The sequence below is a fragment of the Agrobacterium sp. O3.4 genome (assembly GCF_041414895.1).
Classification (GTDB): domain Bacteria; phylum Pseudomonadota; class Alphaproteobacteria; order Rhizobiales; family Rhizobiaceae; genus Agrobacterium; species Agrobacterium cucumeris.
Genome location: NZ_JALPZP010000001.1, coordinates 1078494 through 1103765, shown reverse-complemented (window position 1 = coordinate 1103765; position 25272 = coordinate 1078494). Strand labels below are relative to the sequence as shown.

25 protein-coding genes and 1 tRNA gene are annotated in these 25272 nt (G+C 59.5%); 12 read left to right on the top strand and 14 right to left on the bottom strand.

Going from position 1 to position 25272, the window contains the following annotated elements; translation table 11 throughout:
- Positions 1-49: 49 nt before the first annotated feature.
- Together M0412_RS05370 and M0412_RS05365 are read right to left on the bottom strand one after the other, a co-directional pair.
- Positions 50-1216: a D-alanyl-D-alanine carboxypeptidase family protein gene (locus M0412_RS05370; RefSeq protein ID WP_269699585.1), complete on the bottom strand. Its 1167-nt coding sequence runs from the start codon at positions 1214-1216 to the stop codon at positions 50-52.
- Between the two features lie 72 nt (positions 1217-1288).
- Entirely contained in the window at positions 1289-2377 is a 1089-nt protein-coding gene (locus M0412_RS05365; RefSeq protein ID WP_269699586.1) for a septal ring lytic transglycosylase RlpA family protein, read from the bottom strand.
- A gap of 318 nt (positions 2378-2695) precedes the next feature.
- Here M0412_RS05365 and M0412_RS05360 point away from each other — a divergent pair, with 318 nt between their 5' ends.
- Positions 2696-3040, top strand: coding sequence for a hypothetical protein (locus M0412_RS05360; RefSeq protein WP_269699587.1), 345 nt, complete (start codon positions 2696-2698; stop codon positions 3038-3040).
- A gap of 145 nt (positions 3041-3185) precedes the next feature.
- On the opposite strand, the gene M0412_RS05355 is transcribed toward M0412_RS05360, so the two are convergent.
- The 4 genes from M0412_RS05355 to M0412_RS05340 all read right to left on the bottom strand — a co-directional run bounded on the left by M0412_RS05355 (position 3186) and on the right by M0412_RS05340 (position 4378).
- Positions 3186-3275: transfer RNA gene (locus M0412_RS05355), tRNA-Ser, on the bottom strand.
- 90 nt (positions 3276-3365) lie between these two features.
- Positions 3366-3518, bottom strand: coding sequence for a hypothetical protein (locus M0412_RS05350; RefSeq protein WP_193559496.1), 153 nt, complete (start codon positions 3516-3518; stop codon positions 3366-3368).
- A 354-nt stretch (positions 3519-3872) separates the two neighbouring features.
- Positions 3873-4100, bottom strand: coding sequence for a hypothetical protein (locus tag M0412_RS05345; protein ID WP_269699588.1), 228 nt, complete (start codon positions 4098-4100; stop codon positions 3873-3875).
- Positions 4101-4114: 14 nt separating this feature from the next.
- Positions 4115-4378, bottom strand: a complete 264-nt coding sequence (locus M0412_RS05340) for a hypothetical protein (RefSeq protein WP_046800151.1) — start codon at positions 4376-4378, stop codon at positions 4115-4117.
- Positions 4379-4515: 137 nt separating this feature from the next.
- Between M0412_RS05340 and M0412_RS05335 the strand changes: the two genes are divergently transcribed.
- From M0412_RS05335 to M0412_RS05325, 3 genes are all read left to right on the top strand, one after another.
- Positions 4516-5235: a hypothetical protein gene (locus M0412_RS05335; RefSeq protein ID WP_269699589.1), complete on the top strand. Its 720-nt coding sequence runs from the start codon at positions 4516-4518 to the stop codon at positions 5233-5235.
- A 139-nt stretch (positions 5236-5374) separates the two neighbouring features.
- Complete coding sequence (locus tag M0412_RS05330) at positions 5375-6856, top strand: D-alanyl-D-alanine carboxypeptidase family protein (RefSeq protein WP_142839770.1); 1482 nt, start codon at positions 5375-5377, stop codon at positions 6854-6856.
- 82 nt (positions 6857-6938) lie between these two features.
- On the top strand, positions 6939-7199 hold the full coding sequence (locus M0412_RS05325) for a hypothetical protein (RefSeq protein WP_046800148.1): 261 nt from the start codon (positions 6939-6941) through the stop codon (positions 7197-7199).
- Between the two features lie 96 nt (positions 7200-7295).
- Here M0412_RS05325 and gyrA read toward each other — a convergent pair whose 3' ends face one another.
- Positions 7296-10088 carry a DNA gyrase subunit A gene (gyrA, locus tag M0412_RS05320; RefSeq protein WP_269699590.1) on the bottom strand — a complete coding sequence of 931 codons (2793 nt, stop codon included), beginning with the start codon at positions 10086-10088 and terminating at the stop codon, positions 7296-7298.
- Between the two features lie 217 nt (positions 10089-10305).
- On the opposite strand from gyrA, the gene M0412_RS05315 reads away from it, so the two are divergent.
- Both M0412_RS05315 and M0412_RS05310 read left to right on the top strand, forming a co-directional pair.
- On the top strand, positions 10306-10935 hold the full coding sequence (locus M0412_RS05315; protein WP_142839772.1) for a MarC family protein: 630 nt from the start codon (positions 10306-10308) through the stop codon (positions 10933-10935).
- 132 nt (positions 10936-11067) lie between these two features.
- Positions 11068-12216: an HPP family protein gene (locus tag M0412_RS05310; protein ID WP_269699591.1), complete on the top strand. Its 1149-nt coding sequence runs from the start codon at positions 11068-11070 to the stop codon at positions 12214-12216.
- A gap of 53 nt (positions 12217-12269) precedes the next feature.
- On the opposite strand, the gene M0412_RS05305 is transcribed toward M0412_RS05310, so the two are convergent.
- Both M0412_RS05305 and M0412_RS05300 read right to left on the bottom strand, forming a co-directional pair.
- Complete coding sequence (locus M0412_RS05305) at positions 12270-12539, bottom strand: hypothetical protein (RefSeq protein ID WP_269699592.1); 270 nt, start codon at positions 12537-12539, stop codon at positions 12270-12272.
- Positions 12540-12578: 39 nt separating this feature from the next.
- Positions 12579-13172, bottom strand: coding sequence for a single-stranded DNA-binding protein (locus M0412_RS05300; RefSeq protein WP_052760243.1), 594 nt, complete (start codon positions 13170-13172; stop codon positions 12579-12581).
- Positions 13173-13450: 278 nt separating this feature from the next.
- Between M0412_RS05300 and uvrA the strand changes: the two genes are divergently transcribed.
- The 3 genes from uvrA (at position 13451) to M0412_RS05285 (ending at position 17963) form a co-directional block, all read left to right on the top strand.
- Positions 13451-16372 carry an excinuclease ABC subunit UvrA gene (gene uvrA, locus M0412_RS05295; protein ID WP_269699593.1) on the top strand — a complete coding sequence of 974 codons (2922 nt, stop codon included), beginning with the start codon at positions 13451-13453 and terminating at the stop codon, positions 16370-16372.
- A 57-nt stretch (positions 16373-16429) separates the two neighbouring features.
- A complete protein-coding gene (locus M0412_RS05290; RefSeq protein WP_269699594.1) occupies positions 16430-17230 on the top strand; it encodes a DUF72 domain-containing protein in 801 nt (266 codons plus the stop codon).
- A gap of 184 nt (positions 17231-17414) precedes the next feature.
- The gene (locus tag M0412_RS05285) at positions 17415-17963 is read left to right on the top strand and encodes a GNAT family N-acetyltransferase (RefSeq protein WP_269699595.1); all 549 of its coding nucleotides are present in this window, start codon (positions 17415-17417) and stop codon (positions 17961-17963) included.
- 164 nt (positions 17964-18127) lie between these two features.
- On the opposite strand, the gene dusA is transcribed toward M0412_RS05285, so the two are convergent.
- Positions 18128-19138 (bottom strand): tRNA dihydrouridine(20/20a) synthase DusA, encoded by a 1011-nt coding sequence (gene dusA / locus M0412_RS05280; RefSeq protein WP_269699596.1) that lies wholly within the window; start codon positions 19136-19138, stop codon positions 18128-18130.
- Positions 19139-19276: 138 nt separating this feature from the next.
- Here dusA and M0412_RS05275 point away from each other — a divergent pair, with 138 nt between their 5' ends.
- Both M0412_RS05275 and M0412_RS05270 read left to right on the top strand, forming a co-directional pair.
- Entirely contained in the window at positions 19277-19966 is a 690-nt protein-coding gene (locus M0412_RS05275; protein ID WP_269699597.1) for a fumarylacetoacetate hydrolase family protein, read from the top strand.
- Positions 19967-20001: 35 nt separating this feature from the next.
- Complete coding sequence (locus M0412_RS05270) at positions 20002-20535, top strand: gamma carbonic anhydrase family protein (RefSeq protein WP_269699598.1); 534 nt, start codon at positions 20002-20004, stop codon at positions 20533-20535.
- Between the two features lie 38 nt (positions 20536-20573).
- Here the strand turns inward: M0412_RS05270 and zur are convergent, their stop codons facing one another.
- The 3 genes from zur to znuC are packed head-to-tail and all read right to left on the bottom strand — an operon-like array spanning position 20574 to position 22724.
- Complete coding sequence (gene zur / locus M0412_RS05265; protein ID WP_065115613.1) at positions 20574-20987, bottom strand: zinc uptake transcriptional repressor Zur; 414 nt, start codon at positions 20985-20987, stop codon at positions 20574-20576.
- A complete protein-coding gene (gene znuB, locus M0412_RS05260; RefSeq protein ID WP_142839781.1) occupies positions 20984-21802 on the bottom strand; it encodes a zinc ABC transporter permease subunit ZnuB in 819 nt (272 codons plus the stop codon). The genes zur and znuB overlap by 4 nt, the downstream gene beginning before the upstream one ends.
- A complete protein-coding gene (znuC, locus tag M0412_RS05255; protein WP_269699599.1) occupies positions 21795-22724 on the bottom strand; it encodes a zinc ABC transporter ATP-binding protein ZnuC in 930 nt (309 codons plus the stop codon). The genes znuB and znuC overlap by 8 nt, the downstream gene beginning before the upstream one ends.
- A 104-nt stretch (positions 22725-22828) precedes the next feature.
- Here znuC and znuA point away from each other — a divergent pair, with 104 nt between their 5' ends.
- Complete coding sequence (gene znuA, locus M0412_RS05250; protein WP_269699600.1) at positions 22829-23812, top strand: zinc ABC transporter substrate-binding protein ZnuA; 984 nt, start codon at positions 22829-22831, stop codon at positions 23810-23812.
- Positions 23813-24003: 191 nt separating this feature from the next.
- Here znuA and M0412_RS05245 read toward each other — a convergent pair whose 3' ends face one another.
- Positions 24004-25056 carry a LacI family transcriptional regulator gene (locus M0412_RS05245; RefSeq protein WP_142839784.1) on the bottom strand — a complete coding sequence of 351 codons (1053 nt, stop codon included), beginning with the start codon at positions 25054-25056 and terminating at the stop codon, positions 24004-24006.
- Positions 25057-25272 lie beyond the last annotated feature (216 nt).

Genomic DNA, 25272 nt, shown 5'->3' with positions numbered 1-25272 from the left:
CCGGTGCCTGAACAAAAGCATAGAGGAAAGTAGCGCAAAGCGCGGATTTTCAGAGCCAGAACAGCAGCAGTTCTTTCAACGCACCCGCCGCATTCTGCGTCAGCGAGCCCTTGCCGACCGAACCCTTGGTATAAAGCGGCACTTCGCGCAGCAGCCGCTCACCGGAAAAGACCTTGAGCGTTCCCGCATTGGCGCCCACGTCCAGCGGCGCGCTCAATGGCCAGCGATAAACAATCCGTCCGGAAATTCGCTCCGGATTGTTGACCGGCACCAGCACGCTGACATCTTCCTTCGGCGAGAGATCGACATAGGACGCATCACCGCCATAGACGCTGACCGACCCCACCACTTCATCCTTGCTGAAAAGATGGCGCTTTTCGAAAGCTGTGAGGCCCCACTCGACCACACGGCGGGCTTCTTCCTGCCGCGTCTTGTCGTCTGTTATGCCTGACAGCGCCAGATAGACCCGCCGACCCTCCCGCTCAGCCGAAACCACGGCCGCAAAGCCGCTGCCTTCCGCAAAGCCAAGCCCGAGCCCATCTATGCCGCTTCCAAGCAGTGTGTTCTTGTTGCGCTGGAATATCCGGTTCCATTCGAAATCCGGCTTGATGAAAAGCCCATAACGATCCGGATAGGTATCGTGCAGATGCTGGGCAAGACGCACCATATCCCTGGCCGTCGTCTGGTTGCCCGGATCAGGAAGCCCCGTGGAATTGGTGAACCTGCTGCGGTTCATGCCGAGTTCACCCGCCCGCGCGGTCATGCGCTTGGCAAATGCCGGGTCCGACCCCGCCATGCCTTCGGCGATGATGATGCAGCCATCATTGGCGTTCTGCACGATGATGCCGGTCAGGAGATCGTTGATGCTGACGGAAGATTTCAGCGCCGCGAACATGGTCGAGGTTCGTGACGGCGCACCGCCCGTGCGCCAGGCATATTCAGAGACGGGATAAGCGGTCTCCGGTGTCACCTGCGCCTTGGAAAGCGCATCCAGCACCACCTCCACCGTCATCAGCTTGGCAAGCGAAGCCGGTGGAAACGACTGATCCTCATTTTGCGAGAGAAGCACGGTGCCGGTTTCGGCATCGATCATATAGGCCTGTTCGGCCTTGGCGATGAAGGGTGCAGTCTGCGATTGCGCCGCACCCGCACTGAAAAACGCCAGTCCGGCCGCGACGACGACCGAACAATAGGAGCGATAAATGGCCTTGCGCATGAAACCGCCCAGTCCTGCCTGCCGCAACCGGCCGCCCGAAATGAAACGGATGCAGCCCTACCCTTCAATCCGTCAGCGAGACTTCGCCTGCTGACGCTTCACATGGGCGAGTATCGATTGCTCGTTGAGCGCGCCACGATCGACCAGCACGCTGTCGAAGGCACGTGCGGTCCGGGAAACCGTAGCAGATTCTTCCGAATAAGCCGCCGCATATTTGGACGATGGTGTCGGCACGCGCAGATAATTGCCGCCGGGTGCTGCCGGCTCACGCATGAAGTTTCCTTCGGGACGCTCGGCCAGGAACGGACCGATTTCCGGCAGGATCGCAAATTGCTCGAATACCGGTGCCGGACCATTGACCAGCGGCATGGCCTGCAGGGCCGCATTCTTCTTGGAACCGACCAGCGCCGTCTGCGTCGAACCGCTATAATTCGGATTGGAGGCAGGAGCCGGAACGAAATTCGGAGAGGCCGAAGCCACCATCACGCCCGTTGCGATCTGCCCTTCCGGCGCCACACCCGGCGAGCGCGAGCCCTTCGGAATATAAGACGCCATCAGATAGGGCATGTCGTGACCGTCAAGCGGGGCACGGCCGGCATATTGCACCCGCACATTCGCCGTACCTGTCGCCTTCATGTCGAGAAGATCGGCCGTCTTGCTGGAAACGTCGATCAGGCGGCCTTCATGGAAAGGTCCGCGATCGTTGACGCGCACCAGAACCGATGCGCCATTTTCCGTATTGGTGATGCGCGCATAGCTCGGCAGGGGAAATGTCGGATGTGCGGCAGAAAGATGTTCTTTATCGTACACTTCGCCATTCGCCGTCAGGCGGCCATGGAAGGCGGAACCGTACCAGGAGGCAAGACCGGTCTTGTTATAACCCGGCTCTTCTTTCGGAAAATAACGACGGCCCTTGACGGTATAAGCGTTGCCGATCAGCTCTCGCCCGCCGCCCTTGGGAATGCTCTTGCCATCGGCAACGCGCGGGCTGGCTTTGACGCCATATTCCGATTCAGAGAAATATTCCTTGCTGCGCTTGGGCTTAGGCTTGGTCTCGGTCGTGGTGGAACACGACGCTGTCGCAGCGCAAAGCACGGAAATTGCAAGCCACTTCGCACCCGATCTGGTGCTGATGCCGAGTTTCTTGACCGTAGAATTCAAATCGTCTGCCCCACGCTGCTATTGGCTCGGAGAACCGCACCCTCACTTGCCTCGATTAATTGCCCCTGCCATCGAAGCACCTAACAGTCGCTTAATCTTGTGCATAACGTGGCGAAAATGCGAACGACTTCTGCAAATTCGATAAAATTGTAATGAACGTGGTTAATGATTTATCTCTTTTTTGAGCCCTGAAATCTGCCGTTGACGCTCATCCGCACCTTACCCGGCATCCGTCATTACGGAACAAAGGCAGTGCGACCGCGTTTCTTCCCCGCAAACAAACAAGCTTCCGCCGGTTTTCGGCTGAGGGAGGAAACCATGATCAAGTCAATAAAAGCTACGGGTCTGGCGCTTGGCATCGCCCTCGTATCCATCACAGCGCCGATCCCGGCCGCGGCGCAGGACATGGAATTGAGGATCGGTCCCGATGGCGTCCGCCCCGTCATCCGCGATCGAGATCGCGACAGAGACGTTGACCGCCGTGGCCCGCCCCGCATGCGCGGCTGCAGCGAACGCGAAGCCCGCGCCGCCGCCCGTGAGGCTGGCCTTCGAGATCCTGAAGTCGTGCGCGTCACCCCCGGCCGCGTCGTTGTTCAGGGTTTCACCCGCCGCGGCCCGGATCGCATCACCTTCGCCAACGAACGGGGTTGCCCCGAAATCTGATGACGAAATCTAATTCAATGTGAAATCTGGAGCCCGCCGAAAGGCGGGTTTCTTCGTTGTGGATAAGATTAAAGCATCACCGGCCAAAAGACGCGACACGGATCGGCAATCGTTGCGCGTTTTAAAGGGTCACTTTTGAGCTGAATGGCAGATGGGGTGGGATTCGAACCCACGGTACGCTCTCACGCACGCCGGTTTTCAAGACCGGTTCCTTAAACCACTCGGACACCCATCCTTCGGTGGTGAGGCTTTATAGCGGTTTGAAAAGGGCCGTCAATCCCGGCAGGCGCACACCGTTGCGGTCCCTTGTCTCGCATTCACCCGGTCATTGGCCGGGCGTTGTCGCCGGCGGCAGCAGAGACCCCTCGCCCGCGGGAACCGTTGGACCTTGCTCGGCCGAATCAAACAGCGTCAGGCTGAGAACGATTGCAACAAGCACCAGCAAAAGCGCCACGAAGAAGATTCCGGATTTATCCATGCGTCTGCTCATGTCTCTTTATGTTAGGAGCAAATATGTGCAATTCGAGGCAAGCGAAAGAATAGGATGGCTTGCTGTCAAGTTGCCTGACAGATTTAACGAGTTCATCTCCTCAAATCCTCCTCACTTGAGCAAATTTTATGCGCCGGCGTACTGTTTGGGACGGAAGTGGCCTATCGCGTCAGCAATATTGTCGCTTATATAGTCACATCGCTCCCGGGCATTGCCCAACTTTCCCCGAGCGATCAACCTGCCCCGCCCGTTTGCGGGGCTTTTTTTCTTTAATGAGCCTCTAAAAAACGTCTGTGTGCGAGAGCCCAGCCTGCAGGCAAACCCTATTATCGGTTTGTCTATTCAGACCCCGATGCTGGGGCCACCATCACCGTGTCGTCCGCCATCCCGGAGAATATCCTCGAACAGGTTCAGCACCGCTGGCGGCAACGTGTCAGACAATTCGGCAAGGATTTCGTTGGCGCGATTATAGGAGTAGATGGCGCAGAGCGTCAGCACCAGAAGCACGATCCACGGCCAGATTGGCTTACGCCTTGGCGGCGCTCCGTTCGGTTGTTGCGGCATGGTCATCCGGCACCTCCCGTTCAGGCCTTCACGCGCGGTTCGCCTCCGGGCGCATAGGCAGTTTTCTGCAGGAAACGAAATATGTTGCCGCACTGGCCGCAGCGGATCATGAAATCGGTCGGATCACCCGAGGCGCGTTCGGTGCGAAACCCCCGCGGCATTTCATCGACGCGAAAATCGACATCGGCGCGGCTCTTCTCATCTGATTCCGACACTTCGGCAAAACCCTGATGGCCACATTTGGAACATTCGAGTTTCCGGGAATATCTGTCGCGCGCTGCCATATGCCGTCCTTTGCTTGCGCCCTATCAGGTAGCAGCGGCAAAACAGCATTTCAATGGCGATCGCCGCAGGTTAAAGCTTTGTCAGCCAATTTTCGGCCCGGAAATCCCGCCCGCGACAAGAACGAATCTGGACGCCCATGCAGAACGGAACACCCCTGCTTTCATCGTCGCTGATGCGCCGCGCCGCCATCATCGCCGGAATCCTTCTCGTTTCAGTCATCGCTCTTAATTTTGGCGTCAAATTATATGGCGAACGCATACTGAAGGCGGGCCACACGACGGCGACCGACGAGGTGCAGATAGTGATCGGCAACGACCGGCTGAAGCTCGCGAAGAACACGCTGCGCCTGCCCTCCGGTCGTGAGGGCGGCGAACAGGAGCGGGTCGATCTTTATCTGACCTGGCCTGGCCTCAAGGGATACGAGGAAGGGAATCGCGCAATATTCGACGATCCGGCTGAGGCAACGGGGCTGATTTATATTCAGCTGTCGCAAAGCACCATGTCACAGGACATGTCCGGCCGGTTCGGGCCGATCTATACACGGCTGACGGAAGGAGACCCCGTACAGCTGAAGCACGGATTGTTGCTGCACCGCCTGCGTGCCGATTCCGGTTACGGCAAGGAAGTTATCCTGACTGGACGGCGCGAAGGCGAAAGCGACTATGTTGTGCGCTGCCTTCTGCCGCAGACACCCCAGGAGGCCACGGGCAGCGACTGCCAGAGGGATATCCACGTCGGGCAGGATCTCAGTCTTTTTTACCGATTCTCCTCCGGCCTGCTGCCGCAATGGCAAAGGCTCGACACCGATGTGAAACATTATATTGAGCAGCGCCTCGCAAAAGACGGAAATCCGTGACACGGCATGGCACAGATTGCGTGCGAAAAGTCGCATTTTATGGAGGGTGGATACCTTTCATAAACCACTTGGTAACGCCATCCCGATAAAGTTTCTCCCCGGAGCTATCGGGCGGGGCGTGTCCGAGCGGAACAGAAATATGCGATTGAAGAGTTCAGCAGTGTTGAAAAGTGTATCTTGGGCACATTCGCGCAAAGCGGGTGCGACGTCTTTTGTAAGGTTTCTGGCGTTGACCCTTGCTGCGGCGTTCATAACCGCAACATCCGTGGGTACCGCGCAGGCGGAACCGAAATATGCGGGCATCGTCATCGACGCCAAGACCGGCAAGGTTCTCTACGGCGAGGATCCGGACGGTTTGCGTTATCCCGCCTCTCTGACAAAGATGATGACGCTTTATCTGACGTTCGAGGCGCTTAATTCCGGACGCATCTCACTTGATTCCAAGGTGCCGGTCTCGGCCAATGCCGCCAAGGAGCCGCCATCCAAGCTTGGCGTGCGCGCTGGCGGTGCCATTACGGTCGAACAGGCCATTCTGGCTCTCGTCACCCGCTCCGCCAATGACATGGCGACGGCGCTCGGCGAATATCTCGGCGGCTCGGAAGACCGTTTCGCCAGAATGATGACCGCCAAGGCCCGTGCGCTCGGCATGACCCGCACGACCTACCGCAATGCCAACGGCCTGCCCAACACGGCGCAGATGACGACGGCACGCGATCAGGCCCGCCTCGGCATCGCCCTTCGCCAGCATTATCCGCAATATTACGGTTACTTCTCCACCCGCACCTTCAATTTTGGCAAGCAGGTTATCGGCAACCACAATCGTCTTGTCGGAACCGTCAAGGGCGTGGATGGCATCAAGACCGGTTACACCCGTGCAGCCGGCAGCAATCTTGCCACTTCGGCGCAGATCGATGGTCGTTCCATCGTTGCCGTCGTTCTCGGCGGTCGCTCCAGCGCCGCCCGTGACGCAACCATGCGCAAGCTTGTCGCGACCTATCTGCCGCAGGCCTCGCGTGGCGGCAACAGCAACCTGATCGCCCAGACGCGGTCTGCACCCGTCGAAGAGCCCGTCGCCGTGGCGGCAGCTGTTCCTTCCGTTGCGGTTGCGGCGACCAATGCCGGCCTGCCAAATGCCGGCCCTGTACCGCAGGCCCGCTATGAAGAAGCGCCGGTCACCGCCTTTGCAGGTTCCTCTTCCAATGCCGCCGTCAAGGCCATGGAAGCCGCTACCTGGCAGAAGGGCAAGGATCCGATTGTTCGGGCGCCGATCGCTCCTGATCGCAGCATGATCACCAACTCGACCAAGGTGGACAATATCGTCACCGCCTCCGTCGCCCCTGCCCCTTCGGCGTCGGCTACATCCGCCGCACCTCAGGGTGGCTGGGTAATCCAGATCGGCGCATCGCCGGACGAAAACTCCGCCCGCGGCCTGTTGCAGAACGCACAGGAAAAAGGTGGTGCGGCCCTGCGTTCCGCAAAGCCCTTCACGGTCGCCTTCAGCAAGGACGGCTCCCAGATCTACCGCGCCCGTTTCGGCGGCTTTGATGGCCAGAATGCCGCGGTAAATGCATGCAATGCATTGAAAAAGAAAGGCGTCAGCTGCTGGGCGTCACTCCAGTAACCGACGTTTCCGCAGGCGGTGTTCATTGTCGCAACATCGCCTGTCTCCTCGAATTGTGTAATGTGTAGCGAGGCTTTCCAAGATGGCAGTTAACGAGAATTATTCGGACATTGCGTCTGGCAACGGGCAAAGCAGTCTGTCGGTTCTGCATCCCATTCATGAAGCGGCGATGCGGATCGCCGATCTCGGTCTAAACCGTTCCAAGGCAAAGACGCGCGATCTGGTCAGCCTGCTCCTGTCGCATGGCGCCCGCGCCTGGCGCGCCAACCAGCCGGAAGCCAGCATCCACCTTCACGTGGCCCGCCGTTCCGGACGTGCGCCGATCCATATCCGCATTCGCTAACAAACCGAACTAACCAGATAAGACTCAAAGAAAAACCCCGCGGTGCCTGAGCGCCGCGGGGTTTTCCGTTGATTGACGAAAGGGAAACGAGGCGGCTTACGCCTCGCTCTCCGGTGCCTCAGGCGTATCCGGCAGATTGTCTTCCGCCTCGTCGCCATTGCCGTTTTCCGCCTCTTCGTCGCCTTCCGGCTCGTTGATGCGTTCCACGGAAACCACCTTCTCATCCTTGGCGGTGGAGAAGATCGTCACACCCTTGGTGGCGCGGCTGGCGATGCGGATGCCGTTGACCGGCACGCGGATAAGCTGGCCGCCATCGGAAACCAGCATGATCTGGTCGCCTTCGTCCACGGGGAAAGCCGCGACGAGTTCACCGATCTCCGCCGTCTTCGAGGTATCGGTGGCGCGGATGCCCTTGCCGCCGCGGCCCGATGTGCGGAAGTCGTAGGAGGACGAGCGCTTGCCGTAGCCCTTCACGGACACCGTCAGCACGAATTCTTCGCGTGCCTTCAGCTCCTGATAACGCTCTTCGCTGAGTTCGCCCTCTTCCGTCACTTCTTCACCAACGAGCGCGATGTCATCTTCATCAACGCCTGCGGCACGCCGTTCGGCTGCCGAGCGCTTGAGGTAAGCGGCACGTTCCCACGGTTCAGCGTCCACATGGCCGACGATGGTCATGGAGATGATGCGGTCGCCTTCGGCCATGTTGATGCCACGCACGCCGACCGAGTTGCGGCCGGCAAAGACGCGCACATCGTCCACGGGGAAGCGAATGCACTGGCCAAGCGCCGTGGTCAGAAGCACGTCATCCCGATCCGTACAGGTTTCAACGGAGAGGATTTCATCACCCTCTTCATCGAGCTTCATGGCGATCTTGCCATTGCGGTTGACCTGGACGAAATCGCCGAGCTTGTTACGGCGAACCGTGCCGCGTGTCGTCGAGAACATCACATCAAGCGTTTCCCAGGTGGTTTCATCCTCGGGCAACGGCATGATGGTGGTGATGCGTTCGCCGGGTTCCAGCGGCAGCATGTTGATAAGGGCCTTGCCCTTGGACTGCGGCGTGCCGATGGGCAGGCGCCAGACCTTTTCCTTGTAGACGATGCCGCGCGAGGAGAAGAACAGCACCGGCGTATGGGTGTTGGCAACAAAGAGACGGTTGACGAAATCCTCGTCGCGCGTCGCCATGCCGGAACGACCCTTGCCGCCACGACGCTGCGCCCGGTAGGTGGTGAGCGGCACGCGCTTGATATAGCCAAGATGCGAAACGGTGACGACCATGTCTTCCCGGGCGATGAGATCTTCATCGTCCATGTCAGGACCGCCCTCGACGATCTCGGACCGGCGCGGCGTGCCGAACTCATCACGGATGGCGATGAGCTCCTCGGTGACGATCTGCATGATGCGCAGGCGTGAAGACAGGATGTCGAGATATTCGCTGATTTCCGCGCCGATCTTGTTCAGTTCGTCGCCGATTTCATCGCGACCCAGCGCCGTCAGACGGGCAAGACGCAATTCGAGAATGGCACGCGCCTGCTCTTCGGACAGATTGTAGGTGCCGTCCTCGTTGATGCGATGGCGTGGATCGTCGATGAGCAGGATCAGGCTTTCCACATCCCGCGCCGGCCAGCGCCGCGTCATCAACTCCTCGCGGGCCGAAGCCGGATCGGGCGCGTGACGGATAACGCGGATGACCTCGTCGATATTGGCAACCGCAATCGCCAGACCCACCAACACATGCGCGCGGTCGCGCGCCTTGCGCAGCAGGTACTTGGTGCGGCGGCTGACGACATCCTCGCGGAACGCGACGAAGGCGCGCAGCATGTCGAGCAGCGTCATCTGTTCCGGCTTGCCGCCGTTCAGCGCCACCATGTTGCAGCCAAACGAGGTCTGCAGCGGCGTGTAGCGATAAATCTGGTTCAGGATGACGTCGGCATTGGCATCGCGCTTCAGCTCGACGACGACGCGATAACCCTGACGGTCGGATTCGTCGCGCAGGTCGGAAATGCCCTCGATGCGCTTTTCCTTGACCAGTTCGGCCATCTTCTCGATCATCGAGGCCTTGTTCACCTGGTAGGGAACTTCGGTGATGATGATCTGCTCGCGGTCGCCGCGCATCGGCTCGATGGTGGCGCGGCCGCGCATGATGACCGACCCGCGACCCGTCTCGTAAGCCGAGCGGATGCCGGAGCGGCCCATGATCAGAGCACCGGTCGGGAAATCCGGGCCGGGAATGATCTGCATCAGTTCAGGCAGCTCGATCGCCGGATTCTCGATCAGCGCAATACAGCCGTCAATGACCTCGGACAGATTGTGCGGCGGAATATTGGTGGCCATGCCCACCGCAATGCCACCTGCCCCGTTGACCAGCAGGTTCGGGAACTTCGCCGGAATAACCACCGGTTCCTGCAACGTGCCATCATAGTTGTCACGGAAATCGACGGTTTCCTTGTCGAGATCGTCGAGCAGCGAATGCGCGGCCTTTTCCAGGCGGCATTCGGTATAACGTTCGGCCGCCGGCGGATCGCCGTCGATGGAGCCGAAATTGCCCTGGCCGTCGATCAGCGGCAGGCGGAGCGACCAGTCCTGCGCCATGCGCGCCAGCGCATCATAGATCGCCGAATTGCCGTGCGGGTGGAATTTACCCATGACGTCACCGGTGACGCGGGCGCATTTGACGTATTTCTTGTTCCAGTCGATGCCGAGTTCGGACATGCCGTAAAGAATACGGCGGTGAACCGGCTTCAGACCATCACGGACATCGGGAAGCGCGCGGGACACGATGACGCTCATGGCGTAATCGAGATAGGACCGCTGCATTTCCTCCATGATGGAAATCGGTTCAATGCCTGGCGGAAGTTTTCCGCCGCCGGGGGGGCTCTGGTCAGTCAAAACGGATCACATTCTCTGTTAAGAATCGGATGGATTTTTATAGCGGAAACAGCCACGTTAAGCCAATTTCCCGGCGAGTTTTGAACAGTCTTTTGCGTCATTTGCAAGACGAACACCGCTTTTCGCGATTTAGCCCGGCAAAAGCAACGCCGCTCCCTTTCAAAGCAGCCGCGACTTGCGTAGGCTCGCGCACAAAAAGGCAATAAGCGGGGAAAGAATGGCCAGCAGCGAAACGCTCATCAACGCGCTTACCACACTTTTGGTCACGCTCGATCCGCCCGGTCTTGCGCCCGTATTCCTTGCGCTTACCGCAGGGATGACGCGCAGCCAGCGCAGTCAGGTTGCCCTGCGCGGCTCGCTGATTGCTTTCGGCATTCTCGCCGTCTTCGCCCTGTTCGGCCTTACCATCCTCAACCTGCTCGGCATTTCGCTTGGCGCCTTCCGCATCGCCGGTGGCCTTCTGCTGTTCTGGATTTCTTTCGAGATGATTTTCGAGAAGCGTCAGGAGCGCAAGGAAAAGACCTCCGAAATCGCCATAACCAAGGACCATTTGCACAATCTGGCGGTCTTTCCGCTGGCCTTGCCGCTGATTGCCGGGCCGGGCGCCATTTCCGCCACCGTGCTTCTTGCCGGCACGATGAAGACCACCATCGAGATGGTCGTACTGATCCTGATCCTCGCTTTCGCCATGGCCCTTGTCTACGCGGCCCTGATCGTTGCGGAACGCATGGACCGTTTTCTCGGCAATACCGGCCGGGCGATCCTCACCCGGCTGCTTGGCGTGCTGCTTGCAGCCCTTTCGGTGCAATTCGTGGTCGACGGCATAAAATCGGCCTTTGCCTTCTGAAACGCGGCATGGTGGCGATATCTCGCAACAAAATCCCGCATCCCGCTGAAACTGTAAAAAATCCATCCTTTAAATCCGGCCATCGTTTCGGTTAAAAGACGCGCATCTTTTCCGGATTCGAAAGTTCTCTTCATGCGCTCCACGCTGCGTCGCCTCATCCCGGATGCCGCACCTGTCAGTATCAGGGAAAGGCTGCGTTCCGCGACCGGCGCCTTCGTGGGCATTCTCCTGACCGGATTTCTGGGCAGTCTCGCACTCAGCTTCGACCCCACCCTGCCCGCCATGATCGCACCGATGGGCGCATCGGCCGTGCTTTTATTCGCGGTGCCCTCGAGCCCGCTGGCGCAGCCCTGGTCCATCATGTGCGGCAATCTGGTATCGGCTTTCGTGGGTGTCACGGTGGCGCTGCTGGTTCCGGATCTATTCCTCGCCAGCGCGCTCGCCATCAGCCTTGCCATCGCCGCCATGATGGCGCTGCGCTGCCTGCACCCGCCAAGCGGTGCTGTAGCGCTGACGGCAGTTCTCGGCGGTCCCGCCGTTCACAGCCTCGGATATGGTTTCCTTCTATGGCCGGTCGCTGGAAATTCGCTGATCCTTCTTGCGCTGGCGCTCGCCTATAACAATGCCACCGGCCGCGCCTATCCGCATGGTCTGAAGCTCGGAAAGGCCGCCCACGGCACGACGGATCCGACCCCCATCCAGAAAATCGGCTTCTCCTCCACCGACCTCGACGAGGTGCTGAAGGAATATGACGAAGTTCTCGATATCGATCGCGAGGAACTGGAGACCATCCTGCGCAAGACCGAGCTGCGCTCCTATCGCCGCCGCGCGCTGCATCTCGATTGCGCCAGCGTCATGTCGCGCGATGTGGTCGGCGTTGCCCCTGACGACAGCCTGCGCCATGCCCATGCGCTGATGCACAGCCACCATTTCAAGGCCCTGCCCGTCACCAATGACAGGGCGGAAATCGTCGGCATCGTCACCCAGACGGATTTTCTGGAAAAGGCAAGCTGGAGAAACGGCCGCCCCTCCATCGGTTTCCTGCAGCGTCTGCGCCTCATTCTTTCCGGTGCAAGTGCCCCCAACGATACCGTCAAGGACATCATGACATCGCCGGTCAGAACCGTGCAACCGGAAACCTCGATCGAAGAAGCCATCATCCGTTTTGCGGAAGAAGGGTTGCATTACCTGCCGGTGATCGACGCCAATGGCAAGATGGTGGGGATTGTCTCACAATCCGACGTCATGGTGGCGATGCTGGCCGACAAAGTCGCGGCGTAACCACCGCGACATCGAAATAACCGGCTCCCGTAAAAACCGGCAAAGCCGTTTGGCTAACGTTTAGCCTTCAAAAGCCGCTGCCACAGCGTGCCGCCGAAAAACCGGCCGAGCACGATGAAATAGGCGATGATCAGCACTAAGGCGATAAAGGCAGGCAGGCCGCTCAGCGCGAAACCATGTGGCGTGCGCCCGCCTGCGACCGCTGCGACGAGAAATCCGGCGGCGAAAAACGCTGTCCAGAAATCGAGGAAAAAAGCGAGAATGATGCGCCAGGAAGCCGGTTGTTTTGAGATCGGCTGTTTCGGTGCCGTATCATCACTCATGCCCGCCTCCTGTGACGCATAACATCATTCGTCGTCGGCTCAGAACGGAATATCGTCGTCCATATCGTTGGAGAAGCCGCCGGAAGGCTGGCCGCCGCCGCGTGAAGAGCCGCCGCGCGATGACGACTGCTGGTCGTAACCGCCGCCATAACCGGAGCTGGAGCCGCCACCGCTGCTGCCGTAATCTCCGCCACCGCCAAAATCACCACCGCCGCTACGGCCACCGCCGCCACCCTCACCGCGACCATCGAGCATGGTGAGCGTGGAGTTGAAGCCCTGCAACACGATTTCGGTGGAGTAGCGGTCGTTCCCGGTCTGGTCCTGCCATTTGCGCGTCTGCAGCTGGCCTTCAATATAGAGCTTGGCGCCCTTCTTGACATATTGCTCGACGACCTTGCACAGGCCTTCGTTGAAAACCACGACCGTGTGCCATTCGGTCTTTTCCTTGCGCTCGCCGCTATTGCGGTCCCGCCAGGTTTCCGAGGTGGCGATACGCAGGTTGGCGATGGGGCGGCCATCCTGCGTACGGCGGATTTCGGGATCTGCGCCGACATTCCCGATCAGAATTACCTTGTTTACGCTACCAGCCATCTCGTCATCCTGTCCGCCGGCCATCATGACCGGCAATTGCATTTCAAAAAAATTCCGCACACAATAACCATCACGGCCCGCAAAGGGCACCGCAGGCGTGGAACTATCCACAACGAATAATCCAGAGCTTCGAACAGCGGATATTCGCACTTGCTATTTGTTCCTTTTTTGTTCTATTTAATCGCGAAATTCGAGTCAAGTGGGCTGAAAAGCTCCGACCGATGGGGAATAGACCTCGACACCTCCGGCTGCGTCACTACATAAGGACACGCCGCCATCAAGCCTGTTATTTTTGTCCGAGCCTTGCCACGAGCCTTGTCATGAGTGAACTGAAGACGATTTCCATCCGTGGTGCCCGTGAGCATAATCTCAAGGGTATCGACCTCGATCTGCCACGCAACAAGCTGATTGTCATGACCGGGCTTTCCGGCTCGGGCAAGTCGTCGCTTGCCTTCGACACGATCTATGCAGAGGGTCAGCGCCGTTATGTCGAAAGCCTTTCGGCCTATGCGCGCCAGTTCCTGGAAATGATGCAGAAACCGGATGTCGACCGTATCGAGGGTCTGTCGCCGGCCATTTCCATCGAGCAGAAGACCACCTCGAAGAACCCGCGTTCCACGGTGGGCACGGTCACGGAAATCTACGACTACATGCGCCTGCTGTTTGCGCGTGTTGGCGTGCCCTATTCGCCGGCCACGGGCCTGCCGATCGAAAGCCAGACCATCAGCCAGATGGTGGACCGCATCCTCGCTTTTGAGGAAGGCACGCGTCTTTATATTCTTGCGCCGATCGTGCGTGGCCGCAAAGGCGAATATAAGAAGGAACTTGCCGAGCTGATGAAGAAGGGCTTCCAGCGCGTCAAGGTGGATGGCCAGTTCTACGAAATCGCCGATGTGCCGGCGCTCGACAAGAAATACAAACACGACATCGATGTGGTCGTCGACCGTGCGGTGGTGCGCCCGGATATGGCCGCACGCCTTGCCGACAGTCTCGAGACCTGCCTCAAGCTCGCCGATGGGCTGGCTATCGCCGAATTCGCCGACAAGCCTCTGCCGCCGGAAGAAACCGCCGCCGGCGGCTCCGCCAACAAGTCGCTCAACGAAACCCATGAGCGTGTGCTGTTTTCGGAAAAATTCGCCTGCCCCGTCTCCGGTTTCACTATTCCTGAGATCGAGCCGCGGCTGTTTTCCTTCAACAATCCCTTCGGCGCCTGCCCCAGCTGCGATGGCCTCGGCTCGCAGCAGAAGGTGGATGAAAACCTGATCGTTCCGGAACCGGCGCGCACGCTGCGCGACGGCGCCATCGCGCCTTGGGCCAAGTCGTCTTCTCCCTATTACAACCAGACGCTGGAAGCGCTCGGCAAGGCTTTCGGTTTTAAACTGTCCAGCAAATGGTCGGAGCTTTCGAAGGACGCGCAGCACGCCATTCTTCAGGGCACCGATGACAAGATAGAATTCAACTATCAGGACGGCGCCCGCGCCTACAAGACGGTGAAAAATTTCGAAGGCATCGTTCCCAATCTGGAGCGCCGCTGGAAAGAGACCGACAGCGCCTGGGCGCGCGAGGAAATCGAGCGTTATATGTCGGCAGCGCCCTGCCCGGCCTGCGCCGGTTATCGCCTGAAACCCGAAGCCCTCGCCGTCAAGATCAACAAGCTGCATATCGGTGAAGTCACCCAGATGTCGATCCGCAAGGCACGCGACTGGTTCGAGGTGCTGCCGGAAAGTCTCAACGCCAAGCAGAATGAGATCGCCGTCCGCATCCTCAAGGAAATCCGCGAACGCCTGCGCTTCCTCAATGATGTCGGACTGGATTATCTCAGCCTGTCGCGCAACTCCGGCACGTTGTCCGGCGGCGAAAGCCAGCGCATTCGCCTCGCTTCGCAGATTGGCTCAGGCCTGACGGGCGTTCTCTACGTTCTGGACGAGCCGTCGATCGGCCTGCATCAGCGTGACAATGCCCGCCTGCTCGAGACGCTGAAACATCTGCGCGATATCGGCAATACTGTCATCGTTGTCGAACATGACGAGGACGCCATCCTGACGGCGGATTATGTGGTCGATATCGGCCCGGCCGCCGGCATTCACGGCGGTCAGGTGATCGCCGAAGGCACGCCGCAGGACGTAATGGCCAATCCGAAATCGCTAACCGGCAAATACCTCTCCGGCGAACTCGGCGTCGCCGTACCGGCAGAGCGCCGCAAGCCCAAGAAGGGCCGCGAGATCAAGGTCCATGGCGCACGCGGCAATAATCTCCAGAATGTCACGGCGGCGGTCCCGCTTGGCGTTTTCACTGCGGTTACCGGCGTTTCAGGCGGTGGCAAATCCACCTTTCTGATCGAGACGCTTTATAAATCAGCGGCACGCCGGGTGATGGGCGCGCGCGAAATTCCGGCCGAACATGATCGCATCGACGGTTTCGAATTCATCGACAAGGTGATCGATATCGATCAGTCGCCGATTGGCCGCACGCCGCGCTCCAACCCGGCCACCTATACCGGCGCCTTTACACCGATCCGTGACTGGTTCGCCGGCCTGCCGGAAGCGAAGGCGCGCGGTTATGCGCCCGGCCGTTTCTCCTTCAACGTCAAGGGCGGCCGCTGCGAGGCCTGCCAGGGCGATGGCGTCATCAAGATCGAAATGCACTTCCTGCCTGACGTCTATGTCACCTGCGACGTCTGCCACGGCAAGCGTTACAATCGCGAGACGCTGGACGTGACTTTCAAGGGCAAGTCCATTGCCGACGTGCTGGATATGACGGTGGAGGAAGGCGTGGAATTCTTCGCTGCCGTGCCGGCGGTGCGTGACAAGCTGCAGGCTTTGTTCGATGTCGGCCTCGGTTATATCAAGGTCGGCCAGCAGGCCAACACGCTATCCGGCGGCGAGGCGCAACGCGTCAAGCTTGCCAAGGAACTGTCAAAACGCTCGACGGGCCGCACGCTTTATATCCTCGACGAGCCGACGACAGGCCTTCACTTCCACGACGTCAACAAGCTGCTGGAAATGCTGCAGGCGCTGGTGGACCAGGGCAATTCCGTCGTGGTGATCGAACACAACCTCGAGGTCATCAAGACGGCCGACTGGATCATCGATATCGGCCCCGAAGGCGGCACGGGCGGCGGCGAAATTGTGGCGACCGGCACGCCGGAAGACATCGTCAAGGTCGAGCGCTCCTACACCGGTCATTTCCTGAAGGAACTTCTGGAACGCCGGCCGGCCGGCAAACGCGAGGCTGCGGAGTAATCCGCAGTCTTTCACAGCAAAGGTCGAATGGGCCAAAGGCCGAAGGAGGAACAGCATATGTCGACATCAGGCACGATCCGCACCGGTATCGGCGGCTGGACATTCGAGCCATGGGAAGGCACGTTTTATCCGGAAAAGCTGCCGAAGAGGCGCCAGCTCGAACATGCCAGCCGGCAATTGACGGCCATTGAGGTGAATGGCACCTATTACAGCAGCCAGAAGCCCGAGACCTTCGCCAAATGGGCATCCGAAGTGCCTGAGGATTTCATCTTCTCCCTGAAGGCCAGCCGCTTCGTCACCAACCGCAAGGTTCTGGCCGAAGCCGGGGAATCCATGACGAAATTTTTGACTCAAGGGTTGACGGAACTCGGCTCCCATCTCGGCCCCATCCTCTGGCAGTTCGCCCCCACGAAGAAATTCGACGCGGATGATTTCGGCGCCTTTCTGGCGCTCCTGCCTGAAAAGCAGGATGGTATCCGCCTTCGCCATGTGGTCGAGGTGCGCAACCCAACATTCCAAGTGCCGGAATTCATCGATCTTCTCGCCAGACACAAGGTCGCCGTCGTCTGCGCCGATCACCACGATTATCCGATGCTGCCTGACGTCACGGCCGATTTCGTCTATTGCCGCCTGCAAAAGGGCGAAGACGACATCGCAACCTGTTACCCGAAGGCAGAGATCGGCCATTGGGCAGAACGGGTCAAAACCTATGCGGCGGGCGGCCTACCCGACGACCTGCCGCTGATCGCGCCCGACCGGAAAGCGGAAAAAACGCCGCGTGACGTTTTCGCCTTCTTCATCACCGGTGGCAAGGTCAATGCGCCCAACGGTGCACAGGAATTGCAAAAGGCTGTCTGAGTGACACGTTGACGCCGAACACCGGATGTTGCGGCGTCACCGATAAATCATCGTGTCGGAAAACGGTATCCGCAGAATAAACAACCCACGTCGCACTCCCGTCATTTCACGCCGGCAAGAATGCCAATGACGGCACAAGGCGTTTCGCCGGCAAAAGGCTGTCGTTATCAGAGGGCTGGCCGGAATGAATATGATCGAGACGGAACGTTTGCGCCTGCGCCTTTGGCGGGACGACCATTTTGAAGCCTTCGCCGCAATGCAATCCGATCCGGAGGTGATGGTCGATCAGGGCGGCCCGGCGGACGAGGCGCGGAGCAGGGAAAAATTCGAGCGCTACCGCATGGCAGAGCGCGAACAGGGCATCGCCCGCTGGGCTGTTGAAAATCCCGATGGCCTGTTTCTCGGTTATGCCGGCGTCATGCCGCGCCTGTCCGAAGATCATCCACTCGGCCCGCACCACGAAATCGGCTGGCGTTTCATAAGGCAGGCCTGGGGAAAAGGTTATGCGACCGAAAGCGCAAAAGCCGCGCTGACCCATGCTACCGGATACGCGGGAATAGCTGGGATCATCGCCTATACCAGCCCCGATAATTTTCGCTCCCGGGCCGTCATGTCGCGCCTTGGCCTGATCCGCGAACCATCGCGCGATTTCTCCATGCCCAATCATACGGACAGGGAATGGCGCGGGCTGGTCTGGGTCGCTCCCTGGAGCCGTCCGGTCCAAACGGAATAGCCGGACCTGCTCCAGCCCATTGTTCTTCCGCACGTTCTGGACCTAAGACCACTACACAGTTCTACTTGAAATGCTCCAGGATATCTCCCGATTGAGGCTACGGAACTCTTCGCAACGCCCTGGTCGCCGACGGCATAAAATCGAAAGAATGCCGTTTCCAGCCTTCAGCCCGCCAGTTCCTTCGTCGGGTTGAAATCGATCGCTGCGAAAGCCGCCTCGATCACCTCCGTCCCTGCCCCCGGACGGGTGGCATCGCTGGAGAGAATTTGCCGGAAACGGCGCGCGCCCGGCATGCCCTGAAACAGACCGACCATATGGCGGGTGACGTGGTTGAGACGCCCACCCGCGGCGATATAATCGGCGGCATAGGTCATCATCGCGTCGCGCAACCCCATCCAGTCGGCTTGCCGGGCCTCGTCACCGTAGATGCGGTGATCGACATCGGCGAGAATCGAGGTGTTGTGATAGGCGGCGCGGCCGAGCATGACGCCATCCATATGTTGCAGATGGTCACACGCCTGATCGAGATCGGCGATACCACCATTGATGCCGACGAAGACATCAGGATTTTCCCGCTTCATACGATAGACGAGATCATAATCGAGCGGCGGCACCTCGCGGTTTTCCTTCGGCGAGAGCCCCTGCAGCCAGGCCTTGCGCGCATGGATCCACACGGCATCCGCGCCGGCCGCGACAACACGCGCCAGAAAATCCGGCAACACGGTTTCCGGCTCCTGATCATCCACCCCGATGCGGCATTTGACAGTCACCGGCACAGTCGCAACCGCCTTCATCGCCGAAACGCACTGCGCCACGACTTCGGGCTCGCGCATCAGGCAGGCGCCGAAGGTGCCGGATTGCACCCGATCCGATGGACAGCCGACATTGAGGTTGATTTCGTCATAGCCGTAATCGCCGGCAATCCGTACCGCCTCGGCAAGCTTGGCCGGGTCCGATCCACCAAGCTGCAGCGCAACGGGATGTTCCTGCGGATGATAACCGAGCAGCCTGTCGCGCTGGCCATGGATGATGGCATCGGCAACAATCATTTCGGTAAACAGCAGCGCGCGCTTCGACAATTGCCGGTGCAGAAATCTGCACCTCGTGTCGGTCCAGTCGATCATGGGGGCCACGGCGAAGATTTTTTCGCCGCTGGCAAGCGCTTGTCTGTACATGGATTAACCTCTTTGCGCCGGCTTCTACAGCAAAGGACCGTAAAAAGCCAGTTTTGCGCTCGATAGCATTTTCAACTGGAAATCAGCCCGGAATCGCGGGACAAGAATTGCACCTTAAAGAGACGACAGGAAATTCCCATGGCCGCCACCGTCATCCCCGCCCCGAAACCCGTTCTCCTGCCCGTTGAAGGCACAGGCGAGATGTTCCCCGTGCGGCGGGTCTATTGCGTTGGCCGCAATTATGCCGATCACGCCATCGAGATGGGCCACGATCCGTCGCGCGAGCCCCCCTTTTATTTCCAGAAGAACCCGGACAATCTTCTGCCCGCCGGCAATGATTTCCCCTATCCGTCGCTGTCCTCGAACGTGCATTACGAGGTTGAATGCGTCGTGGTGCTGAAAAGCGGCGGCGCGGATATTCCGGCTGCCGAGGCCCTGAACCATGTCTGGGGTTATGCCGTCGGCATCGACATGACCCGCCGCGACCTGCAGGAAGGGCTGAAGAAGATGGGCCGTTCCTGGGAAGGCGCCAAGGCGTTTGAATATTCCGCCCCGGTTTCCGCCATCGTTCCCGCGGACAAGATCGGCCATCCCGCGACCGGCACAATCTGGCTTGATGTCAATGGCGAGCGCAAGCAGACGGGCGATCTCGCACAGATGATCTGGAAGGTGCCGGAAGTGATCGCCGAGCTTTCCAAGCTCTTCACGCTTGCCGCCGGTGACGTGATCATGACCGGCACGCCGGCCGGCGTTGGTCCGATCGTGCGCGGTGACCGCATCGACTGCGGCGTCGATGGTGTCGGTACGCTGTCCGTCACGGTCGCCTGATCGCTGCCGGCGCATAATCCAGAGGGAGAAACCGAATGCCGCTTTACCGCCTCGCCGACCGGGTGCCGCAAACCCCTGCCCCGGATCGTTACTGGGTCGCCCCCGATGCCAATGTCATCGGTTCGGTGACGCTCGGACAAGATGTCGGCATCTGGTTCGGCGCGACATTGCGCGGTGACAACGAGCCGATCAGCGTCGGGCGCGGCACCAATATTCAGGAAGGGGCGATGGTGCACAGCGATCCCGGCTTTGCCGCGACCATCGGCGAAATGTGCACCATCGGCCACCACGCCATCGTGCATGGCTGCAGCATCGGCGACAATTCGCTGATCGGCATGGGCGCAACGATCCTGAACGGCGCAAAGATCGGCCGCAACTGCCTCGTCGGCGCCAATGCGCTGGTGACGGAAGGCAAGGAATTTCCGGATAATTCGCTGATCGTCGGCTCGCCGGCGCGGGCCATCCGAACGCTGGATGACGAAGCCGTCGCCGGCCTGCGCCGTTCCGCGGAAAAATACATTGAGAACTGGAAGCGTTTTTCGAAAGATCTGGCGATTATCGACGGATGAGCAACGGTGGGCAACCATGCCCGCCCCGCAAACAAAGCCTATGACGCGCAGTTGGCGCAGAGACCGCGAATCTCGATGGTGGTCTTTTCCGCCTTGAACTTGCTGTCCTTCACCCAGCGCTCAAGACGGTGGTCGATTTCGTGATCATGGAACTCGGTCACCTGCCCGCAGGATTCGCAGATGGCGAACGCCACGGTGCCATGGTGGTGCGAGCAGCACTCGGCCTGCGTATGCGTGCAGGCAACGAAAGCGTTGAGGCTTTCCAGCCGGTGCACGAGACCAAATTCCACCAGCTTTTCCAGCGCCCGGTACACCTGCAGCGGCGCGCGGAACCCGTCATCCCGCAGCTTGTCGAGGATCATATAGGCGCTGAGCGGCTGATGCGCGTTTGACAGGGCGTTCATGACCAGCGACTGGTTCTTGGTGAGGTTCTGCTGGGTCTGCGCATTCATGATTTGCCTCCTTCATCCGCGGAGCGGGAAAAACCCGGCGCCGGCAACAGGCTTATAACGAACAGGATCACCGCGGCAACCACGATGGAGGGGCCGGACGGCGTATCATAGGTCAGCGAGCCGAACAGGCCGCCGATAACGGCAATGGCGCCAATCAGCGAAGCGACCACCGCCATCACCTCCGGCGTGGCGGAAAAACGTCTGGCGGTGGCAGCCGGTATGATCAGCAGCGAGGTGATGAGCATGATGCCGACCACCTTCATCGCAATGGCGATCACCAGCGCCATCAACAGCGTGAAGATGAGCTTCGCCCGCTCCGGGTTCAGCCCTTCGGCTTCAGCCAGTTCGGTATTGACGGTGGAGGCGAGCAGCGACCGCCACAGGAACACCATGGAGACGATGACCACCAGCCCGCCGCCCCAGATCAGCGCGATATCGCTGCGGGTGACAGCAAGAATATCGCCGAACAGGAACGAGACGAGATCGATACGCACCCAGCTCATGAAGGCGACGATGACAAGGCCAATGGCGAGAGCCGAATGGGACAGGATGCCAAGCAATGCGTCGGACGACAGTGCCTGCCGCCGCTGCAGAAAAATCAGCAGGATCGAAACAGCGGACGCCACCAGAAAGACGCTGATGATGAGGTTGAGCTGCAACAGCAGCGAGAGCGCGACGCCAAGCAGCGCCGAATGGGCCATCGTATCCCCGAAATAGGCCATGCGCCGCCAGACGACGAAACAGCCGAGAGGCCCGGCGGTAAGGGCAACGCCGATGCCGGCGACCATGGCGCGAACGAAGAAATCGTCAAACATGCCGTTCTCCCTGAGCGTGTTTCGAGGGCGCTTGCTCCCCATGTTCATGTTCATGTTCATGGCCGCAACCGCATTCGTCGCCATGGTCATCATGATGGTGGCCATGATCATGGGCGTGATGGTGGCCGTCTTCAGGATGGCAATGATCCGTCACCGAACCATCCGCGTGCTGCACCCGGCCATCGGGCAGATGGGTGTGGTCGTGGTGGTGGCTGTAGACGGCAAGCGCCTTTGCGGCAGAACCGCCGAACAGCCGCATATATTCCGGGCTCTGGCTTACCGCCTGCGGTGTTCCCCGGCAGCAGACATGGCCATTCAGGCAGATCACGGTATCGGTTTCCGCCATCACCACATGCAGGTCATGGGAGATTAACAGAATCCCGCAATTACTTGAATTTCTGATATTTTTTATCAGATCGTAGAGTGCGATCTCGCCGGAGAAATCCACACCCTGCACGGGCTCGTCAAGCACGAGAAGATCGGGCTTGCGGGCGATGGCGCGAGCGAGAAGCGCACGCTGGAACTCGCCGCCGGAAAGGTGTTGAACTTCGGCGTTCGCCAGATGTGAGATGCCTGTCGCATTCAACGCCGCATCAATCTCGCGGGCGGGCAGCGGCCCGGTCACCGTCATCAGCCGCCGTACCGAAAGCGGCATGGTCCAGTCCACCGAAAGCTTCTGCGGCACATAACCGACGCGCAGGCCGGCAATGCGCGAGACTTCACCCTCGGTTGGTTTCATTACGCCGATCGCCATTTTCGCGCTTGTGGATTTGCCGGAACCGTTCGGGCCGATCAGCGTCACGATCTCGCCCTTGCTGACGGAAAACTCCACGCCGCGCACCAGCCAGCGGCCATTGCGCTGCACGCCGGCATTGGCAAGGGAAACCAGTATATCGTTACCCTGACGGGCGGAATGAAGCATGGGATTGTCCGTTCGGCGATGTTGCCTACCGCTATTGCATACGTTATAGAGTTACGCAATAAATGTAATAACATAACTATACTTCTTCAAGTGGAGTGCATTGCATGAAATCGATCCTGATCCCGCTCATGGCGTCGGTGGCAATAGCGGCCGCCGCTTCGGGCGCCACAGCCGCGCCCGATGTCGTGGTCTCGATCAAGCCCATACACTCGCTCGTGGCGGCCATCATGCGCGGTGTTGGTGAACCGCAGCTCATCGTTGAGGGTGCCGCCTCGCCACATACCTATAATCTGCGGCCCTCCAATGCCCGAAAGCTGGAAAAGGCGGATGTGGTGTTCTGGGTTGGGCCCGGGCTGGAAGCTTTCCTGGAAAAGCCGCTGGAGGCACTGGCCAGCAAAGCGACGGTGGTGGAACTGGAAGACGCCAAGGGGCTGGAAAAGCTGCCTTTCCGTGAAGGCGGCCCCTTCGAGGCGCATGACCACGGCGAAGAAGGTCATGAAGACCATGCGGATGGCGAGGCGGCACACGATCATGGCCATGACCACGGTGACCATGACCATGGGCACGGCGCCTATGATACCCATCTCTGGCTTGATCCCGCCAATGCCAAGGCCATGGCGCAGACGATCGAAACCGCACTGATTGCGGCCGATGCCGGAAATGCCGCGACCTATCAGGCCAACACCAAAAAGCTGATCGACGATCTCGATGCACTCGACACGGAACTGGCTGAAACGGTCAAGCCGATCAAGGACAAGCCTTTCATCGTCTTTCACGACGCCTATCAATATTTCGAGCATCGTTATGGCGTGAAGACGGCGGGGTCAATCACCGTCAGCCCCGAGACCCTGCCTGGTGCGGACCGCGTCAAGCAGATGCAGGAAAAGGTTCGCCAGCTAGGCGCAACCTGCGTTTTCGCCGAACCGCAATTCGAGCCGAAACTGATCTCGGTCATCACTGAAGGCACGGCGGCAAAGTCCGCGACGCTCGATCCGGAAGCGGCCACGCTGGAGCCCGGTCCAGACCTCTATTTCAAGCTGATGCGCGGCATTGCCGGCTCGCTGAAGGACTGCCTGGCCCAGCCGTGAGCGATAACGCTTCTTTTGCGTCATTTCGGCCTTGAGCCGGAATCCAGCAGACGCGCGTCCGCGCGACGGGGAGACTCCTTTCAGCCCAAGGACTTGGGCTGGCTGGATGCCGGCTCGAGGCCGGCATGACGGCGAGTAAGTGGCAACCGGCAACACAGTCGGGTGCAAAGCATCGATTCCGACGCTGCTCTTTACGGCTTCGGCGCCATGGAAGACCAGACCGGCTCGCTGACGCTCTGCAGGGTTTCCGGCGGAGCGCCGTTGATGCGTGCCAGAAGGGCTTTCGCAAGCTCCCTGCCCGCCAGCTTGATATCCTCGTTGACGGTATGGATTTGCGGCTTGATCCAGTTCAGGAACTCGGCCGACTGTTTCGAGACGATATCGATATCCTTGCCGATCTTCACACCGGCCGCTTCGAAGCCCGCCAGCAGCGCGATGGTGCTGCTGCCGCTGATAGAGACGATGCCATCGGGGCGATCATCCGATTGCATCAGCCTCTGGCCGTAATCGCGGATTTTGTCGAGCGGCGTCTCGATGGTGACGACATCGATGGGAAATTCGGTAAGGCCGAAATCCCTGATCCCGCGATTGAACCCCTTGCGCGCATGATCGTGGTAGGAAAATCGCGATGGCGGCATGATCACGGCAATCCTTTTGCGCCCGCATTGCGCCAGACGCTCGACTGCCTCGTAGGCATAGGCCTCATTGTCGAAATCGTGAAAGGCATGTTCGATGCCCATATCGGACCGCCCATGGGTGACGAAGGGCATGTTGCGCTCGGTCATGAAACGGACGCGCGGATCGTTCGGCTCGATCTTCGAAATGATGACCCCATCCGCCGAGCCGGTCTCGAGAATGTAGCGGATCGGCACCATGGAATCCTTGGCGTGGATATGTGGCGTGACAACGAGGTGATATTGCGTGGTGGAGAGTATCTCGGTGATGCCGAACACCATCTGGCTGGTAAAACCCATCAGCTCTTCGTCGACACTCAGCACCAGCGCGATGACATTGGTCTTGCCGGTGCGAAGCCGCACGCCGGCCCGGTTGGGCTGGTAGCCGATCTGCCGGGCGATCAGCCGCACGCGCTCCTTGGTCTCCGCGCCGATATCGGGCGCATCCTTCAATGCACGCGAGACTGTGGTGATGCCAAGACCTGTCATATAGGCGATGGTCTTCAAGGTCGGGCGCTCGCCCGTCGTCGCGGGTGCTTCGCCCCCGCCGGATTTACCAGTATCGTTCATGTCATTTCGCCACGCTTTACCGAACGATAATCATAGATAGCTTTTGCGCTGTTGCAAAGGCAAACGTCCCCTCACACCGCTCGGCCTCATCCCATCACGCCTCAATTCAGCTATAACGATGCAGGTGCAGAAAATATTTCCTCCCATGAAACTGTTCCCGCAGCCATGAAACCCAAGCCTCGAAAACATACAGAAATTAATTATTTAAATTAAAAA

Coding starts and splice junctions, on each gene's coding strand:
- M0412_RS05370 (WP_269699585.1), bottom strand. CDS start 1,216: ATGCGCAAGGCCATTTATCGCTCCTATTGTTCGGTCGTCGTCGCGGCC.
- M0412_RS05360 (WP_269699587.1), top strand. CDS start 2,696: ATGATCAAGTCAATAAAAGCTACGGGTCTGGCGCTTGGCATCGCCCTC.
- M0412_RS05350 (WP_193559496.1), bottom strand. CDS start 3,518: ATGGATAAATCCGGAATCTTCTTCGTGGCGCTTTTGCTGGTGCTTGTT.
- M0412_RS05345 (WP_269699588.1), bottom strand. CDS start 4,100: ATGACCATGCCGCAACAACCGAACGGAGCGCCGCCAAGGCGTAAGCCA.
- M0412_RS05340 (WP_046800151.1), bottom strand. CDS start 4,378: ATGGCAGCGCGCGACAGATATTCCCGGAAACTCGAATGTTCCAAATGT.
- M0412_RS05335 (WP_269699589.1), top strand. CDS start 4,516: ATGCAGAACGGAACACCCCTGCTTTCATCGTCGCTGATGCGCCGCGCC.
- M0412_RS05330 (WP_142839770.1), top strand. CDS start 5,375: ATGCGATTGAAGAGTTCAGCAGTGTTGAAAAGTGTATCTTGGGCACAT.
- M0412_RS05325 (WP_046800148.1), top strand. CDS start 6,939: ATGGCAGTTAACGAGAATTATTCGGACATTGCGTCTGGCAACGGGCAA.
- M0412_RS05315 (WP_142839772.1), top strand. CDS start 10,306: ATGGCCAGCAGCGAAACGCTCATCAACGCGCTTACCACACTTTTGGTC.
- M0412_RS05310 (WP_269699591.1), top strand. CDS start 11,068: ATGCGCTCCACGCTGCGTCGCCTCATCCCGGATGCCGCACCTGTCAGT.
- M0412_RS05305 (WP_269699592.1), bottom strand. CDS start 12,539: ATGAGTGATGATACGGCACCGAAACAGCCGATCTCAAAACAACCGGCT.
- M0412_RS05300 (WP_052760243.1), bottom strand. CDS start 13,172: ATGCAATTGCCGGTCATGATGGCCGGCGGACAGGATGACGAGATGGCT.
- uvrA (WP_269699593.1), top strand. CDS start 13,451: ATGAGTGAACTGAAGACGATTTCCATCCGTGGTGCCCGTGAGCATAAT.
- M0412_RS05290 (WP_269699594.1), top strand. CDS start 16,430: ATGTCGACATCAGGCACGATCCGCACCGGTATCGGCGGCTGGACATTC.
- M0412_RS05285 (WP_269699595.1), top strand. CDS start 17,415: ATGAATATGATCGAGACGGAACGTTTGCGCCTGCGCCTTTGGCGGGAC.
- dusA (WP_269699596.1), bottom strand. CDS start 19,138: ATGTACAGACAAGCGCTTGCCAGCGGCGAAAAAATCTTCGCCGTGGCC.
- M0412_RS05275 (WP_269699597.1), top strand. CDS start 19,277: ATGGCCGCCACCGTCATCCCCGCCCCGAAACCCGTTCTCCTGCCCGTT.
- M0412_RS05270 (WP_269699598.1), top strand. CDS start 20,002: ATGCCGCTTTACCGCCTCGCCGACCGGGTGCCGCAAACCCCTGCCCCG.
- zur (WP_065115613.1), bottom strand. CDS start 20,987: ATGAATGCGCAGACCCAGCAGAACCTCACCAAGAACCAGTCGCTGGTC.
- znuB (WP_142839781.1), bottom strand. CDS start 21,802: ATGTTTGACGATTTCTTCGTTCGCGCCATGGTCGCCGGCATCGGCGTT.
- znuC (WP_269699599.1), bottom strand. CDS start 22,724: ATGCTTCATTCCGCCCGTCAGGGTAACGATATACTGGTTTCCCTTGCC.
- znuA (WP_269699600.1), top strand. CDS start 22,829: ATGAAATCGATCCTGATCCCGCTCATGGCGTCGGTGGCAATAGCGGCC.
- M0412_RS05245 (WP_142839784.1), bottom strand. CDS start 25,056: ATGAACGATACTGGTAAATCCGGCGGGGGCGAAGCACCCGCGACGACG.